The sequence below is a fragment of the Ureibacillus sp. FSL K6-3587 genome (genome assembly GCF_038593165.1).
GTDB lineage: Bacteria > Bacillota > Bacilli > Bacillales_A > Planococcaceae > Ureibacillus > Ureibacillus suwonensis.
In genome coordinates, this window is sequence record NZ_CP151969.1 from 2,900,430 (window position 1) to 2,915,935 (window position 15,506).

Below are 15,506 nucleotides of genomic sequence, written 5' to 3' on the forward strand. Positions count from 1 at the left end.
GGAAAAGGATGAAGCTTCCGACAAAAGTGACGATCAAAGAAGTCGGGCCAAGGGATGGTTTGCAAAACGAGCCCAATTTTATTGAAACAAAGGAAAAAGTGGATTGGATCAACCGGCTGAGCAAAACCGGTTTATCCTATATCGAAGTATCCTCCTTCGTTCATCCGAAGTGGATTCCCCAATTGGCAGACAGCGAAGAAGTTCTAAAGTCCATCAAAAGAGAAGCGGGCGTGACTTATGCGGCGCTGGTGCCGAATATTCGCGGCCTTGAACGGGCATTCAACTGCCATGTGGATGAAATCAGCGTTTTCATGTCCGCCAGCGAAGGGCATAACAAAAGCAATATCAATAAATCGATTGATGAAACTTTCCCTGTATTAAAAGAGGTCGTGGATGAGGCGAAAAAGGCGGATCTAAAAGTACGGGGTTACGTATCGACGGTGATTGCCTGCCCGTATGATGGACCGGTTGCACCGGAGCAAGTGTTGAAAGTCGTTGATCGATTGGCGGAAATGGGCGTTTATGAAATTTCTTTGGGCGACACGATCGGCGTCGGCGTACCTACCCAAGTGGAAAGCTTATTGGAAACTTTATTGAAGCATTTCCCGCCTCAACTCTTTGCCATGCACTTTCATGACACGAGAGGAACAGCCCTTGCCAATGTGGTGAAATCGTTGGAGATGGGCATCACCACTTTCGACAGTTCGACGGGTGGTCTTGGAGGGTGTCCGTATGCCAAAGGAGCGAGCGGCAATGTGGCTACGGAAGATTTGAACTATCTGCTCACCGCAATGAACATTGAAACCGGCGTAAATCCGGAAGCGCTGATTGATTCGGCTTTCTTTATCGAAGAAAAAATCGGCAAGAAACTCATTTCGAAACAATTGGAAATTGCCAGAAACGAAAGGAGCGCAAACGTTGACAACGCTCGTACAGTTTAACGAAATCGAAAAAGGAATCGGTTTGATCACACTGAACCGTCCGGAAGCGGCCAATGCAATGTCCCTTCAACTATTGAAGGAACTGAATGAAACTTTGGTTGCCATCTCCAAAAACCGGGAAATCCGTGTGGTGTTGATCACAGGCAGCGGTGAAAAAGCGTTCTGCGCCGGTGCAGACTTGAAAGAACGGAAAACCATGAATGAACAGCAAGTGAGGGAAACGGTCAAACTCATCGGCAGCACCGTCAATCAGGTGGAAGCTCTTCCGCAACCGGTTATCGCTGTCATGAATGGCGTCGCTTTTGGCGGAGGACTCGAACTCGCTTTAGCTTGCGATCTTCGCATTGCCAGCAGTGAAGCCAAAATGGGACTGACGGAAGTTTCCCTCGGCATCATTCCTGGTGCAGGTGGAACGCAGCGTTTGCCTCGCATCATCGGGGTCGGAAAAGCGAAAGAGCTTATATACACGGCACGAAGAATTTCCGCGAATGAAGCCCTTGAAATCGGCTTGATCAATTCGGTGTACGACAAGGAAATTTTGCTTGAGAAAGCGACGGAACTTGCTTTGGAAATTGCCAAAAACGCACCGTTATCATTGATTCAGGCAAAGGTGGCCATCAACAAAGGCATCGAGGTGGATTTGACAACCGGTCTTAAAATTGAAGAGCTTGCCTACAATGAGCTTTTGCATACGGAAGACCGGTTGGAAGGTTTGGTGGCGTTCCAGGAAAAACGACAACCACAATATCAAGGAAGATAGCCGCGACACATCACAAATCAAAGGAGGATTCATCCATGAGTGATACGGTTACAAAAAAGGCTCACGCAGATTTAATAGAAGAAATCAAAAAAGGTGGCCATGAAAAGTACCATCAAAAAAATAAAGAACAAGGAAAACTGTTCGTACGCGACCGTTTAAAACTGCTACTTGATGAAGATGTGCAAATCGAAGACGGCCTATTCGCCAACTGTGTGGCTGGCGACTTGCCTGCGGACGGCGTGGTGACAGGGATTGGAAAAATCAATGGCCAAACGGTATGCTTTATGGCCAATGATTCCACGGTAAAAGCCGGATCCTGGGGGAAAAGAACCGTAGAAAAAATCTTGCGCATTCAAGAAACGGCCGAAAAACTGGCTTGCCCGATCATTTACCTGGTGGATTCTGCCGGTGCCCGCATTACGGACCAAGTGGAAATGTTCCCGGGACGCCGTGGAGCTGGCCGCATTTTCTATAATCAGGTGAAACTTTCAGGAAAAGTGCCGCAAGTTTGCTTGTTGTTCGGGCCTTCTGCAGCGGGTGGTGCCTACATACCGGCTTTCTGTGATGTGGTCATCATGGTGGAAGGAAATGCATCCATGTATTTAGGTTCACCGAGAATGGCGGAGATGGTGATCGGAGAAAAAGTGGATCTGGAAACAATGGGTGGAGCAAAAATGCACTGCTCCGTATCCGGCTGCGGCGACGTGCTTGCCAAAACGGAAGAAGAAGCCATTGAATACGCAAGAAAATATTTGAGCTATTTCCCGAATAATTACCGGGAAAAGCCTCCGGTGGAAGCGCCAAAACTGCCTGCGAACTTTGAAAAAACGATTGAGGAAATCATTCCAAAAAATCAAAACGTGCCATTCAATATGTATGATTTGATCGATCGAATCATTGATGAAGGTTCCTTCTGTGAAGTGAAAAAACTGTTTGCGGCGGAACTCATTACCGGCTTTGCCCGGATTGATGGACAAGCGGTCGGAATCATTGCGAACCAGCCAAGGGTGAAAGGCGGCGTGCTGTTCCACGATTCTGCCGATAAAGCCGCAAAATTCATCAATCTTTGCGATGCTTTCCATATTCCGTTAGTGTTCTTGGCAGACGTTCCAGGGTTCATGATCGGAACACAAGTGGAAAGACAAGGCATCATCCGCCATGGAGCAAAAATGATTTTTGCCATGAGCGAAGCAACGGTGCCGAAAATTACGGTGATTGTGAGAAAGGCCTATGGAGCCGGGCTTTATGCAATGGCAGGCCCTGCATTCGAGCCGGATTGCGTAATTGCGTTGACAACGGCACAAATCGCCGTAATGGGACCTGAAGCAGCAGTGAATGCGGTTTACGCAAATAAAATTGCCCAGCTTCCAAAAGAGGAGCAGCAGGCCTTCATCGAGCAAAAACGCCAAGAATACCGGGAAGAAATCGATATTTATAAGTTGGCTTCCGAATTGATTGTCGATGATGTCATCGAGCCGAACGATTTGCGTCAAGTGTTGACGGCAAGACTGCATGCTTATGCTTCCAAATATCTTGTATTCTCGGAACGGAAACATGGCGTAAGTCCGGTATAATTGCACGAAAACAGAGCGGGAAGTGTACGCTCTGTTTTCTTTTTGGAAAATCGAAGGATATGAAATTTTTCGTTCGGCGATTAAATTTCGAATTTCGGCGATTAACGGCCACAGCAAGTGCCCCTTTTTCTCGTGCAGGCGATTAAGTTCACAACTTCGGCGAATATTTTTCCAAAAGGGGCGATTATTCCATCAGCTTGGCGATAATCGCCCTCAGCAATTGCACTTTTTCTCCACTGGCGGTCATCTTTCCGGAGTGGCGATAAGTTCCATTCCACTGGCCATTAATCAATGCCTCATGCCGCCAATGATCCAAAAATTACAAATACACCGCCACACAATACACCATGCAAACACAACCCGCAATCACAAATAAATGCCATATCGCGTGATTATATGGAAGCTTTCTCCATGCATAGAATATAGAACCGATTGTGAAAAACAATCCGCCGGCAAGCAAGACACAAAACCCTTCCAAATGGATGAATGCATAAAGCGGTTTAACCGCAAAGATGATCAGCCAGCCCATCACCAGATACAACAATAAGGAAAATGCTTCAAACCGGTGAATAAATAAGCTTTTAAATACGATCCCGAAGATGGCGATCCCCCAAATGATGCACAGGAGAACGAGTCCGAGGGTTCCGCCGATGGCTATCAATAGAAACGGCGTATAGGTTCCTGCGATTAATACATAAATGGATGAATGATCGAGAATGGAGAAAAACTTTTTATATTTTTCGGGCATGCTATGTAATAAAGTGGACATGCAAAACAAAATAATTAATGAAGAACCAAAGATGGAAAAGGAGACAATTTCGATGGCGCTTCCCGAATGGGCGGCCAACAGAATTAACATCACACAGGCAGGAATACTGAAGAGAAATCCGATTCCGTGGGTGATGGCATTCCAACATTCTTCTTTCCAGTTTTTATAATCGAATGCTTCGATGTTGTTCATTTCATCAACCTCCTAATGACTATAACGATATACCAATACTTGCAGCGGCAACACTATCATTTGTCATATATTTGAAATTGTGTTGAAAGTGATGACAGTTGTCATCTTTACAACCATAAAAACCATTTATATAATGATTCAAATTAAGCAAGAGGAAGTGTATCAGTGGGAAAGATTCATATCGTCACGGATTCTTCATGCGACATCTCAATGGAAGAAGCGGCAAGAAAAAATATTCATATCGTGCCACTCTCTTTGCACATTGACGGGAAGACCTATGTCGATGGGGTGGATATTTCTCCGGAGCCTTTCTTGGATATGATGGATCAGGCAAAGGAATTGCCGAAGAGTTCCCAGCCGGCACCTGGCCGATTTCAAGAGGTGTATGAACAATTGGGGAACGTTGGGGATGAAATCATTTCCATTCATGTGGCCGGGAAATTAAGCGGCACATTGCAATCCGCCCGCCAAGGAGCAGAGATGGCAAATGCCAATGTAACGGTGTTTGACTCCCGGTTCATTTCCACCGCTATGGCGATTCAAGTCCGGGAAGCCGCCCGTTTGAGGGATGCCGGAGCATCTGTCAATGAAATCATCAAGCGGTTGGAACTTGTCCGGGCCAACACAAAAATGTATATTTACTTGGAGACGTTAAAAAATCTTCTCAAAGGCGGACGGATAGGGAAGGGGAGGGCGCTTCTCGGTTCCCTATTGAACATCAAACCCATTGCGGTTTTGGAAGAAGGCGAGTATTTGCTCGTTTCCAAGATGAGAAGTTATGGCCAAGTGGTTAAATATATGTACAAAGAGTTTACAAAACATACTTCCGGGAAAACGGTCAAAGCGGTTTCTATTTCCCATGCCGGTGGAATGGACAATGTCGGAACTCCGTTGAAACATTTGATTGAACAGTCAGGATTTGATAATATTGAAGTCACATTCACTTCGCCCATCATCAGCACCCATGCAGGACGGGGCGCCATTGCTTTGGTGTTCTTTGCGGAATAACCGGCCAAAGAGCACTGCCCAAAGTGTCGATTCCCATTTTCGGAGGGATGGACACTTTTCTTTTTTCTCGGAAGCGTTTTAATTTATTTAATTTATTCCAAAATTTATAATAAATTTAAAAAAGCAATCATATTTTATAGAGTTTGGTGCATAAAAAAAGATAATGTTAATAGAAATCTTTTTTGCCCATTGATAGGAGTGTCATAGAATGAATGTTTGGAAAGTCGCCTTTTTCACATTATCCGGCGCGATCGTCTTATTGTTGGCTTTACTCATTTACTGGGCGACTTCGCCAGTGAAAACGGCCGTTCCTTCTGCGGAAGAACCGGAAGCCAAGGAAACGGATAGTGTCCTGTATGTGGAGACGACAGCGGATGATTTTGAAAAATTGGCGATAAAATATATCAAACGAGAATTAAAAAATTCCGCTTTGCCGGTGGAAATCGAGGTTAATGATTCAATTCAGATATCCAGTGAAATTGTCGCATTTGGATACAATGTTCCTGTTTTGATGAAATTCAATCCCGTTGTGAATGAACATGGGAATATCCATTTGGTCCAATCGGAAGTGAATGTAGGAAGTTTAAATCTGCCTCCTTCGATGGTATTGAAATTATTGGATCAGGCAGTCCAATTTCCTGAATGGATGGTTATCAGACCCGATGCCAAAGAAATCTTTGTCGATCTGTCCAATTTAACCCTTTCTTCCGGTGCAAAGGTAAAAGCGAAAGAGATTGACTTGAAAAATAATCAAATTCAATTGGAAATCGTAATACCAAATCAATAGGAGTGAGTATGATGTCAAAAGAACTTGCTACATTTGCTGGCGGGTGTTTTTGGTGTATGGTCAAGCCTTTTGATCGTCTTGAAGGGATTGAAAAAGTCGTTTCAGGTTATACAGGTGGACATGTGGAAAACCCTACATATCAACAAGTTTGTTCCGGTACAACCGGGCATGTGGAAGCGGTGCAAATCACTTTCGATCCGGAAGTCATTCCTTATGAACAACTGGTGGAGATATACTGGAAATTGATTGATCCGACTGATCCGGGCGGCCAATTCCATGATCGGGGAGAGTCTTATCAAACAGCCATTTTTTATCATAATGAAGAGCAAAAAAACATTGCCGAACAATACAAAAAATGGTTGGAAGAATCGGGGAAATTCGACAAACCGATAGCGGTAAAAATTTTGCCCGCAAAACCCTTTTATCCTGCGGAAGAGTTTCATCAGGATTTTTATAAGAAAAAACCGCTCGATTATGAACGATATTTTGTCGGTTCAGGGAGAGCGCAATTTATCAAGCGGCATTGGGGGGATTTATATGAATAAAGAGGAACGTTTGAAACAGTTGACGCCGATGCAATATTATGTGACGCAGCAAAATGGCACAGAACCCCCATATCAGAATGAATATGACCAGCATTTTGAAGAAGGGATTTATGTGGATATCGTTTCCGGAAAGCCGCTGTTCAGCTCAAAGGACAAATTTGATGCGGGATGCGGCTGGCCGAGCTTTGCAAAACCCATCGATCCGGATGAAATTGTCGAAAAATTGGATACATCTTACGGCATGCGCCGCATTGAAGTCCGCAGCAAAACGGCGGACTCCCATCTGGGCCATGTATTTCCGGATGGACCGCGGGCGTTGGGGGGGCTCCGTTATTGCATCAATTCCGCCTCGTTGCGGTTTATTCCTAAGGAAAAATTGGAAGAAGAAGGCTATGGTGAATATTTAAAGCTGTTTGAAAATGATAAAGAATGAAAAAAAAAGATGATCCGCAAAGTGTATCGGATCATCTTTTCATTTTGAATCAAGGATGATCGATTGTATTTTTATACATCGTTCTTCCCGCTCTCACTTTATCAACGATCACATTCACATTGACGGAATCTTCGGTCAATGGAATGACGCCGTTTTTTTGGAGTTTTTTCCAAACGCCCACATGTTTCCGGTAAAGAACTTCTGAAAGGCGGTAAACATCGCTGTTTTTTTCCAATCCCAACTTATAAGTTTCCAATACTTCTTTTTCGATTCCTTTTTTAACCGCTTGCCGGATCGCATTCTCCGATACGTTCACATCAAAACTGTTCACTATGGTGCTCACTGAAATGTTGATGTCGAACTTGACGTTAGTTCCATCCACTTTCGGAACGATTTTCACTTTTTTATTTTTATTCGAAAAGGTAAAGTCGCTTCCATCTATTTTTGTTGACAAATAATTGGTGATGGATTCGTTTGTTATCCATTGCAGCCCATTGGCAGCATCCTTTTTTAAATACCCTTTGAAACCTGTTGGGGTGACAAGGGCTACCCCTTCAATATTATAAGATGCATCAACCCCTCTCTCCGTATGCCAGTTTTCTTTTTCCGTCACATACGGCATCAGGACAATATGGCTTGGTTCATTTAATTGGATAATTAATTTCCGGACATTGATCGGTTCGATGAAAGAATCCTGTTCATATGAATTTAAAGGGTTGGCCAATTTCGTCAGCGTGATGGCTTTTCGTAAAATAGGGGTTTCAATAAAGATTTGTTCCAATGGCTCATCCGTTGCGTAAACCCATGTTTGATAGCGGGTATTGATATATCTTGTAAACGAATTGAGGACTTCATTCAAATGCGCTTCTTTCAGTAACTCTTCACTAAAAATCAAGAAAGTCAAATGACCGAAAAACAATTTCTCATCAACGCTTCTGTACAATTTTTCAAACGCTTCATCAATGGTTTTGCCTTTGATGAACCCCACTTCGGACTGCATCACATCCTGGTTGATTTGTTCGGATCTTGCCACATTCGCAAAACTGACGAGTTGTACGTACACATGAAATTCATCTTCCTTATAATCGATTCCAACCCCATGAACGTAAAGCATCCGTACACTTTCTTCCGAATCCCAACAACCGGAAAGAAAGATCAAACTTGCGATAATCAAAATCATTTTGAGTTGCTTCATTGTTTTCCCTCGTCATTCGTTCTTGTATTATCAATTGGACGTAACATTTCCGGCCTGTCTTTATATTCTTTAGGAGACAAACGGAACAAAGATTTGCCAAGTGTGGACCAGTCCAAATCCGCTGCAAAATTCAAGTAAGGGACTCCGAAAATCCGCATATTCGCAATGTATATAATAAGCAGGAAGATGCAAATGAAAAATCCGAAAAGGCCAAAGAAGGATGTGAAAATAATAAAAATAAAACGGATAACGGTAATGATTGTAAGCAATGACTGGTTGGCAATGGTGAAAGTGGCTACAAAGGATAAAGCAATCACCACAAGCATCGCGGGACTTGTAATTCCGGCACGGATGGCGGCATCTCCGATAATTAATCCGCCCACCACGCTGATCGTGCTTCCGATGGCTGTAGGAAATCTCATCCCCGCTTCCCGGAACATTTCAAACATCAAAAGCAGTATAATCATTTCCAGCGATGCAGGAAAAGGTAATCCATGGCTTGAAATAACAACGGTTGCGAGCAGTTGAAGGGGCAACTGGTTTTGATGAAAAGTGGTCAGTGCAAGCCAAAAGGCGGGAAGTGTAACCCCCATGAAAACGCCGATCAAGCGCATCGCTCTCTCAAATGCGCTGAACAAAATAGGGTATTCAAAATCCTCCCCGGCTTTTAACAAATAAGGGAAGTTCACCGGCGTGATAATGGCGTAACTGACACCATCCACTAAAATGACGATTCTTCCCCGGATCAATGATTGGATGGCGAAATCCGGTCTTCCGGTTTCATTCGTCCATGGCATCATCCATCGTTTTTTATCAATTCGTTCAATTAACGTATCGCCGTTTAAAAGGATATCCGTCTCAACATTTTGAAGCAGTTTTTTCACTTCTTCGACAATTTCCTTATTCGTAATATCTTCCATGTATAATATGGCCACGGTCGTTTTCGATCTCTTTCCGATCACGATTTTTTCCACACATAAAGAATTGGTTGGGAGACGTTTACGGATCAAGGCAATATTCGTAGCAACATTTTCAATAAAGTTGTCCCGCGGCCCTTTTATCAATACTTCCATTTTGGTCTCTTCCGGATTGCGGTTCGGTTTTTTGGCGATATTGCAAGTGAACAGCACCTGCAATTCATCCATATAAATCGCCAGCTTTCCGGTAAAGACATCCGTAATGATCTCTTCTTTTTCAACGGTTTTTTTCAGTTCGGGAAAAGGCAATTTCCGCAATAGATCTTCATTCAGTTGCTGTTCCACTTTTTCGATGAACTTTTCCATCGATGGCAAAATATAATTGAACAGGATTTGTTGATCGATCATTTCTTCGCAAAAAATCAAAGTAAATGGAACGTTTTGGATTTGGAAAGGGTAAAAAATCACATCTTCGGATTTTTGGAACAACTTTTTCAAGGTATCGAGATTGATGGCCGCTTCATCCATGTTCATTCATACTCACTTCTTTCATTTCGTATTTTGCTGGGTGTCGCGACGTACAGTTTTTTTATCCAACATGCTGATCAAAATGAGCATGATCGATAGCAGGAAAAAGAACAGAAACGTAATTTCCAGAAAATAATAATTGTTCCATGTCAGGAAATTTTCATCCTGTATAAGAAACAGGGAGAAATTCAATATCACGAAGGGCGGCACCATATATAGCCAAATTTTCTTTGGCTGCCCTGTGAAATTTAGTATGTCGCAAACGATGAATAATATGATTCCGACACGAATGAGCGTTCCTGCCAACCACTGATAAACGGATAAAAAATCCATATGCTCAATGAAGCGGCCAAGGGACACCAATGTCCATTCTTCATAAGCGGGATAATGTTGCTTTGCAGCCTCTTCCGGCCCGAATTCCACGATGGCGCCAATCAATGGCCCCATCGTCAAACCGATGAAACAAAACATGATAATACCCAGATGATACCATTTCAAAGGTTTTTTAAAATAATGCTGCAAAAAGAGCAACAAAAACAATTCTATGAATCCTGAAGCGGGGAAAATCATGGATATCAACACTGGACGCAACCCGTGTTCCAGCATGGGAAGCAGAAGTTCATAATTTTTCACTTGCATATTGGTGAAAGCTGCGTAAAAACCGAATATAATGACGAAAAAGAGTATGAAGGCATTCACAGTGACGATTGTTTGAATGTTGGTTGAAACCAGCAGGAAACATACGATGATATAAATCAAAATCAAAAAAGTGATGGGAGTGTTTTCTAAAAAGGTGGACGACATCCAAAGAATGGTTTCTCTCAAAGTGAAAGCGGCAAGGAAATAGGCAAAAATGACAAGGCCGAATAATAGGATTTTTGCCCCCACTTTGCCGATTCTTTCAGTCAGCCAAGTTTTCAACGGTTTCATCCGGGATTTTTTTTGTATATAAAGAATCCATAAGATCCATGGAAATATGGCAATGCCGGCCAAAAGGACAGTGATCCAGCCATCCCGTTTCGCCGTTTCCAAAACCGGTGAAATGACGGTTATATGATTTTTTAAACCGATACAAGTCATACAGATAAAAATGATGTGCAAAATCCCAATTTTTATTGAATTGCTCACCTTTTCCATCTCCCACATTTTCCTGTTGTATATAAAGTCTATCCAAAAATAAAAAAAATTCGCTATTTCTGAAGAAAATAGCGAATTTTTTATGTTGGCAGGCGGATTAAATTTTAAATTCACTCACAAGATTCCGTAAATCATCCGCCTGTTTCGCCAATTCCACGGCGCTGGCGTTGATTTCCTGCATCGACGCCGAACCTTGCATCGCCGCTTGGGCGGATTTTTCCGTAGCGTGGCTTGTATTTTGGCTGAGGGCATTCACTTCATTGAAAGATGAGGTCAACTCGTTCACAATTTCCAAAGTGGAACTGATTTTTTCCACCATTGAAATGATGATGGTTGTTGTCTTGTTTGTTTGTGTCAGGATATCGTTCAATACTTCGTTCGTCTCATCCGTCACTTTCACACCGCGGGAAATGGATTCAGCCCCTTTTGCATTTTGGGAAACGATGGTGTCGATTTCATTTTGGATGGAGTGGACGATATCCGCCACTTGTTTTGCCGCTTCCTGGGATTGGATGGCCAACTTCTTCACTTCATTACTTACAACGGCAAAGCCTTTTCCATGTTCGCCAGCCCGGGCCGCTTCAATCGCCGCATTCAGCGCCAATAGATCCGTCTGCTCCGCGATGGCGGTGATGGTTGAAATGATGGAATTGATATCTTTTGATTTTTGTCCCAATGTTTCAATCGTTGAAGTCGTGCTTTTCATTGTATTTTCAATGAAATGTATGACTTCTGTGGAATCTTGTACCGATTTGCTGCCGTTTTGTGCGGCCAGTTGCATTTCTTTTGCCGCTTTTTGAACTTCAAAAGCTTCCTGGTTCAATTCCACCATCGACTGTTCCAAAGCTTTCATTTTCATTCCCGCTTCATTCATTCGATGGATCGTTGTGCTGGAATCATTGGCAATTTCATTGGTGGAGCTGGCAATTTCATCAATGGCGATTGCATTTTCTTCCGCCAAAGCCATCAGTTCCTGCGAGCTGGATGAAACGTGCTCAGCCAAGTTTGCCACTTTTCTGACTAATGTTGATATGGATTCAATCAACAGGTTTGTTGAGTTGGCAATAACCGCAAATTCATCCTTTGTCGCCACTTTCACCCGACGAGTCAAATCTCCGCCGGCTTGGGCAATATCCAAAATCGAATCATTGATTTTGTTCGTATTGATGCGGATGGAACGCAATAGAAGGGAGCTGAAGATGATCGCGATCACCAATGCCAAAGAGGACAGTCCGATGAATGCGACCCGGGAATAATTGGCAAATGTTTCAATTTCCTTGATTGTCCGTTCATTTTTCGACTCCAATAATGTTAATAATTCATCCGCGTGTTTTTCGATGTTTCCTTTGATCGCTTGCCCTTCGCTTCTCTCCATCAAACGGACGGCTTGTTCATAACTGTAATATTGCCGTGTCTCAATCACGCCGCTGGAAGCGTATAAATATGTACGGAAAAATTGATGTATGTATTCGACCAGTTTTTTTTCTTCAGGACGGTTTTCAAATGTGGTGAGAAGTTCTGTCAATTTTTTATCAATGGTTTGTTTCGTCTCACTATATTTATTTAAGTTTTCTTCATCGCCATAAATGAGAAAAGCCTGTTCATAAATCGTCAAATTTGATATCTCGGTGGATAGTTGGTATATTTCCCTTTGTTCTTTCAAGTTCACATCCGAGAAATCATTTAAACTTTGTTGTAGTCTGGTGATGTTGATATAGGATAGAATAAGCATAATCACGATGATTGCAATGAGAATCGAAAAGGTGAGCAAAATTCTGCCACGCATCGTGTGGTAAAAACGGCCTTTCACAGCACTTTTCGATTCCGTTTTTCCACCCTTTGGCTGAACATTTTTCCTGGAGCTGTTTTTCAGTGTCTGCACATTTTCAGTCATTTTTGTAGTCATCCCCTTTAAAAATTCCTGTTTTCAATGTAGCATAATCACGAAATCTATTCTACTATGAAATGTAAAAAAAGTCCTATAGAATGATAATTTGTTTGTATAGGTAGGAGGTACCGAATGAGTCAAAGTTTTTATCAATTTGCACTATCTTTTCGCGGTGGGGATTTATCCGATCCAAAGACCCGATTTGCAGAAAAAATGTTCAAAGATCACAGTTTTCCCAAAGTCAGCGATTCCTTTGAAGAGCTGTCAAGTTATATTGAAACTTTGGCCGATGATGATTTATCGGCAAACGCTTTCGACGAACTTTGGGAAATCTACCGTACGAAAGAAAATTTGGGGGAATGAAGAGGAAAGTATCATTGCATAATTTTTGAAAAAAACGTATATTTTAGTTTGAATACATTGAAATGAGGGAAAGCCATTGAGTATTCATATTAATGCGAAACAAGGTGAAATTGCGGACATTGTGCTGCTTCCCGGAGATCCGCTGCGGGCGAAATATATTGCGGAGAACTTCCTGGAAGACGCGGTTTGTTATAATGAAGTGCGCAATATGTTCGGATTCACGGGAACGTACAAAGGTCACAAAGTTTCCGTGCAAGGGACAGGCATGGGAGTCCCATCGATTTCCATTTACATTACGGAATTGATGCAGGAATACGGTGTGAAAAAATTGATCCGGGTGGGCACTTGCGGCGCTTTGCAAAAAGATGTGAAAGTGCGGGATGTGATTTTGGCCCAGTCCGCTTCCACCGATTCCAAAATGAATGAAATCATTTTCCGTGGAATCGATTATGCACCAACAGCCGACTTTGATTTATTATTAAAAGCATATCAAGCCGGGTTGAAAGCCGGGTTGAATTTGAAGGTCGGCAATGTGTTCACTGCGGATATGTTCTACTCCGAAGAAAATCAAAACGAAAAACTGGCCCGTTACGGTGTTTTGGCGGTGGAAATGGAAACGGCCGCACTCTACACGTTGGCGGCAAAATTCGGCAGACAAGCGCTTTCTGTATTGACCGTTTCCGATCATATTTTGACCGGTGAAATTACGACTGCAGAAGAAAGACAAACAACATTTAATGACATGATCCATGTTGCTTTGGAAGCTGCAATTGAAGCCTGATTTTTCGCCGACGAACCAGGTTTGACAGAATCATTGGCCACTTTTTCCGCATCCAATCAACGAAGCCGAAAATATGTCGACTGTCATAAAATGTTGACAGTCTTTTTCTTTTCGTAATGGCTTGAAACTGTTAATATGAAATATGAAATGTTCGTATAAGAAAGTGTATATGAGAGTGGTGAAATTTATGGAAGAGCAAAATCAACAAGAGAAAGAGACGCAACAAGAAAAAGACCCGCAACAAGAACAAAACAAACCTGCTAAGCGATATATCCGGTTAAAACCGTTCAATTTTATCATGCTGATGGTCTTTACTGTATTATTTACTGCCGGTTTGACAATCTTTGCTTTAACTTTCGGAGACAAGAAAGTGGTCGAAGTTCCGACTGAAAGGCAAGAATTTTCCCAACTATATGATGCCTATGATGAATTGAAAGAAAAATATTATACGGATATCGACGATAAAAAGATTATCCATGGCGCCATCAACGGCATGTTTGAAGCCCTTGATGATCCATATTCCGATTATATGGAGAAAGAAGAAGCGGAACAGTTCAACTCCGAACTCTCATCCAGCTTCCAAGGCATCGGCGCTGAAATCCAGGAACGAAACGGCAATATTGTCGTTGTTTCTCCTATCAAAAATTCTCCAGCGGAAAAGGCGGGGCTGTTGCCGGAAGATATCATTGTTTCCGTTGATGGACAAAGCTTGCAAGGCATGAGCGCGACGGAAGCGGTGCTCTTGATTCGAGGGAAAAAAGGGACTCCGGTAACGTTGACGATCAAACGTGGAAATTCCGAAGATTTAATTGAAATGACCATTATCCGTGATGATATTCCGATTGAAACGGTTTATGGAGAAATGGGGGATGACAAAATCGCCCACATTCAAATCACATCATTCAGTGAAAATACAGCCGACGAATTGAGAAAACTTTTGGATCAATACGAATCGGAAGGCATGAAGAGCATCATTTTGGATGTTCGCCAAAATCCTGGCGGTTATCTGAATGCGGCCATTGATATTTCCAACCTATTTATTGATGAAGGAAAAACGATTGTCAAATTGCAGAGCCGCAAAGGGGAACCGGAAGTCGTTTTAAGCGAAGGCGGCAAAAAATACAAATATCCAATTATAGTATTGATTGATAACGGAAGTGCTTCCGCATCGGAAATTCTCGCAGGCGCGTTGAAAGAATCGGCAGGCGCAACGCTTGTAGGTTTGACATCCTTCGGTAAAGGGACTGTCCAAACGGTGACGCAACTTCCGGACGGTTCAAACTTAAAATATACGACAGGCAAATGGTTGACACCGAAAGGCAATTGGATTCATGAAAAAGGAATCAAACCGGATGTGGAAGTGCAATACCCTGAATATTACAGTGCAACTTATATTGATCCAAATACGGAATTGAAAAGAGGCGTCGTTTCCAACTATGTGAAATCAGCGGAATTGATGCTTGATGCCCTTGGATACAATGTCGGCACAATTGATGAAACCTATGACGCATCAACTGAATCGGCAGTCGTTCAATTCCAAAGAGATCATGGTCTTGAACGTACCGGTGCAATTTCCGGTGATACAACCTATAAATTAATGGATGCTTTGCGTGAAAAAATCCAGAAAGACGATCCGCAAGTTTTAAAAGCGAAAGAGTTATTACAAAATCAATAATTGATGCAATGGG

Annotated in this window: 16 protein-coding genes; 10 read left to right on the forward strand and 6 right to left on the reverse strand. The window is 42.6% G+C overall.

Features of this window, described 5'->3' with window-relative positions; all coding sequences use genetic code 11:
• The first annotated feature begins 8 nt into the window (after nucleotides 1-8).
• From NSS77_RS14310 to NSS77_RS14320, 3 genes are read left to right on the forward strand one after another with little or no spacing between them, the layout of a single operon-like run.
• A complete protein-coding gene (locus NSS77_RS14310; RefSeq protein ID WP_342469338.1) occupies nucleotides 9-941 on the forward strand; it encodes a hydroxymethylglutaryl-CoA lyase in 933 nt (310 codons plus the stop codon).
• Entirely contained in the window at nucleotides 919-1,701 is a 783-nt protein-coding gene (locus tag NSS77_RS14315) for an enoyl-CoA hydratase (RefSeq protein ID WP_342469339.1), read from the forward strand. Before NSS77_RS14310 ends, NSS77_RS14315 begins: the two co-directional genes overlap by 23 nt.
• Nucleotides 1,702-1,736: 35 nt before the next feature.
• Complete coding sequence (locus tag NSS77_RS14320) at nucleotides 1,737-3,275, forward strand: acyl-CoA carboxylase subunit beta (protein ID WP_342469340.1); 1,539 nt, start codon at nucleotides 1,737-1,739, stop codon at nucleotides 3,273-3,275.
• Between the two features lie 184 nt (nucleotides 3,276-3,459).
• On the opposite strand, the gene NSS77_RS14325 is transcribed toward NSS77_RS14320, so the two are convergent.
• Nucleotides 3,460-3,591 carry a hypothetical protein gene (locus tag NSS77_RS14325; protein ID WP_342469341.1) on the reverse strand — a complete coding sequence of 44 codons (132 nt, stop codon included), beginning with the start codon at nucleotides 3,589-3,591 and terminating at the stop codon, nucleotides 3,460-3,462.
• A 3-nt stretch (nucleotides 3,592-3,594) separates the two neighbouring features.
• A complete protein-coding gene (locus tag NSS77_RS14330) occupies nucleotides 3,595-4,236 on the reverse strand; it encodes a hemolysin III family protein (RefSeq protein ID WP_342469342.1) in 642 nt (213 codons plus the stop codon).
• 165 nt (nucleotides 4,237-4,401) lie between these two features.
• Between NSS77_RS14330 and NSS77_RS14335 the strand changes: the two genes are divergently transcribed.
• From NSS77_RS14335 to msrB, 4 genes are all read left to right on the forward strand, one after another.
• The gene (locus NSS77_RS14335) at nucleotides 4,402-5,244 is read left to right on the forward strand and encodes a DegV family protein (RefSeq protein ID WP_342469343.1); all 843 of its coding nucleotides are present in this window, start codon (nucleotides 4,402-4,404) and stop codon (nucleotides 5,242-5,244) included.
• A gap of 208 nt (nucleotides 5,245-5,452) precedes the next feature.
• On the forward strand, nucleotides 5,453-6,031 hold the full coding sequence (locus NSS77_RS14340; protein ID WP_342469344.1) for a YpmS family protein: 579 nt from the start codon (nucleotides 5,453-5,455) through the stop codon (nucleotides 6,029-6,031).
• 11 nt (nucleotides 6,032-6,042) lie between these two features.
• Nucleotides 6,043-6,576, forward strand: coding sequence for a peptide-methionine (S)-S-oxide reductase MsrA (gene msrA, locus NSS77_RS14345; RefSeq protein ID WP_342469345.1), 534 nt, complete (start codon nucleotides 6,043-6,045; stop codon nucleotides 6,574-6,576).
• Entirely contained in the window at nucleotides 6,563-7,009 is a 447-nt protein-coding gene (gene msrB / locus NSS77_RS14350) for a peptide-methionine (R)-S-oxide reductase MsrB (protein ID WP_342471297.1), read from the forward strand. Before msrA ends, msrB begins: the two co-directional genes overlap by 14 nt.
• A gap of 49 nt (nucleotides 7,010-7,058) precedes the next feature.
• On the opposite strand, the gene NSS77_RS14355 is transcribed toward msrB, so the two are convergent.
• The 4 genes from NSS77_RS14355 to NSS77_RS14370 all read right to left on the reverse strand — a co-directional run bounded on the left by NSS77_RS14355 (nucleotide 7,059) and on the right by NSS77_RS14370 (nucleotide 12,680).
• The gene (locus tag NSS77_RS14355) at nucleotides 7,059-8,204 is read right to left on the reverse strand and encodes a Ger(x)C family spore germination protein (RefSeq protein ID WP_342469346.1); all 1,146 of its coding nucleotides are present in this window, start codon (nucleotides 8,202-8,204) and stop codon (nucleotides 7,059-7,061) included.
• Nucleotides 8,201-9,655, reverse strand: a complete 1,455-nt coding sequence (locus NSS77_RS14360) for a spore germination protein (protein WP_342469347.1) — start codon at nucleotides 9,653-9,655, stop codon at nucleotides 8,201-8,203. The genes NSS77_RS14355 and NSS77_RS14360 overlap by 4 nt, the downstream gene beginning before the upstream one ends.
• Before the next feature lie 15 nt (nucleotides 9,656-9,670).
• On the reverse strand, nucleotides 9,671-10,777 hold the full coding sequence (locus NSS77_RS14365; protein ID WP_342469348.1) for an endospore germination permease: 1,107 nt from the start codon (nucleotides 10,775-10,777) through the stop codon (nucleotides 9,671-9,673).
• Nucleotides 10,778-10,883: 106 nt separating this feature from the next.
• Nucleotides 10,884-12,680, reverse strand: coding sequence for a methyl-accepting chemotaxis protein (locus tag NSS77_RS14370; RefSeq protein WP_342469349.1), 1,797 nt, complete (start codon nucleotides 12,678-12,680; stop codon nucleotides 10,884-10,886).
• Nucleotides 12,681-12,806: 126 nt separating this feature from the next.
• Between NSS77_RS14370 and NSS77_RS14375 the strand changes: the two genes are divergently transcribed.
• The 3 genes from NSS77_RS14375 (at nucleotide 12,807) to NSS77_RS14385 (ending at nucleotide 15,493) form a co-directional block, all read left to right on the forward strand.
• The gene (locus tag NSS77_RS14375; RefSeq protein ID WP_342469350.1) at nucleotides 12,807-13,037 is read left to right on the forward strand and encodes a YozE family protein; all 231 of its coding nucleotides are present in this window, start codon (nucleotides 12,807-12,809) and stop codon (nucleotides 13,035-13,037) included.
• Nucleotides 13,038-13,113: 76 nt separating this feature from the next.
• Nucleotides 13,114-13,818, forward strand: a complete 705-nt coding sequence (gene deoD, locus NSS77_RS14380; RefSeq protein ID WP_342469351.1) for a purine-nucleoside phosphorylase — start codon at nucleotides 13,114-13,116, stop codon at nucleotides 13,816-13,818.
• A gap of 187 nt (nucleotides 13,819-14,005) precedes the next feature.
• A complete protein-coding gene (locus NSS77_RS14385; RefSeq protein ID WP_342471298.1) occupies nucleotides 14,006-15,493 on the forward strand; it encodes a S41 family peptidase in 1,488 nt (495 codons plus the stop codon).
• Nucleotides 15,494-15,506: the final 13 nt, after the last annotated feature.

What these genes read in the sequence shown, in the direction of transcription:
- NSS77_RS14330 (WP_342469342.1), bottom strand. Translation starts at nt 4,236, where the DNA reads ATGAACAACATCGAAGCATTCGATTATAAAAACTGGAAAGAAGAATGT.
- NSS77_RS14310 (WP_342469338.1), top strand. Translation starts at nt 9, where the DNA reads ATGAAGCTTCCGACAAAAGTGACGATCAAAGAAGTCGGGCCAAGGGAT.
- NSS77_RS14375 (WP_342469350.1), top strand. Translation starts at nt 12,807, where the DNA reads ATGAGTCAAAGTTTTTATCAATTTGCACTATCTTTTCGCGGTGGGGAT.
- NSS77_RS14385 (WP_342471298.1), top strand. Translation starts at nt 14,006, where the DNA reads ATGGAAGAGCAAAATCAACAAGAGAAAGAGACGCAACAAGAAAAAGAC.
- NSS77_RS14370 (WP_342469349.1), bottom strand. Translation starts at nt 12,680, where the DNA reads ATGACTGAAAATGTGCAGACACTGAAAAACAGCTCCAGGAAAAATGTT.
- NSS77_RS14355 (WP_342469346.1), bottom strand. Translation starts at nt 8,204, where the DNA reads ATGAAGCAACTCAAAATGATTTTGATTATCGCAAGTTTGATCTTTCTT.
- NSS77_RS14320 (WP_342469340.1), top strand. Translation starts at nt 1,737, where the DNA reads ATGAGTGATACGGTTACAAAAAAGGCTCACGCAGATTTAATAGAAGAA.
- msrA (WP_342469345.1), top strand. Translation starts at nt 6,043, where the DNA reads ATGTCAAAAGAACTTGCTACATTTGCTGGCGGGTGTTTTTGGTGTATG.
- NSS77_RS14340 (WP_342469344.1), top strand. Translation starts at nt 5,453, where the DNA reads ATGAATGTTTGGAAAGTCGCCTTTTTCACATTATCCGGCGCGATCGTC.
- NSS77_RS14360 (WP_342469347.1), bottom strand. Translation starts at nt 9,655, where the DNA reads ATGAACATGGATGAAGCGGCCATCAATCTCGATACCTTGAAAAAGTTG.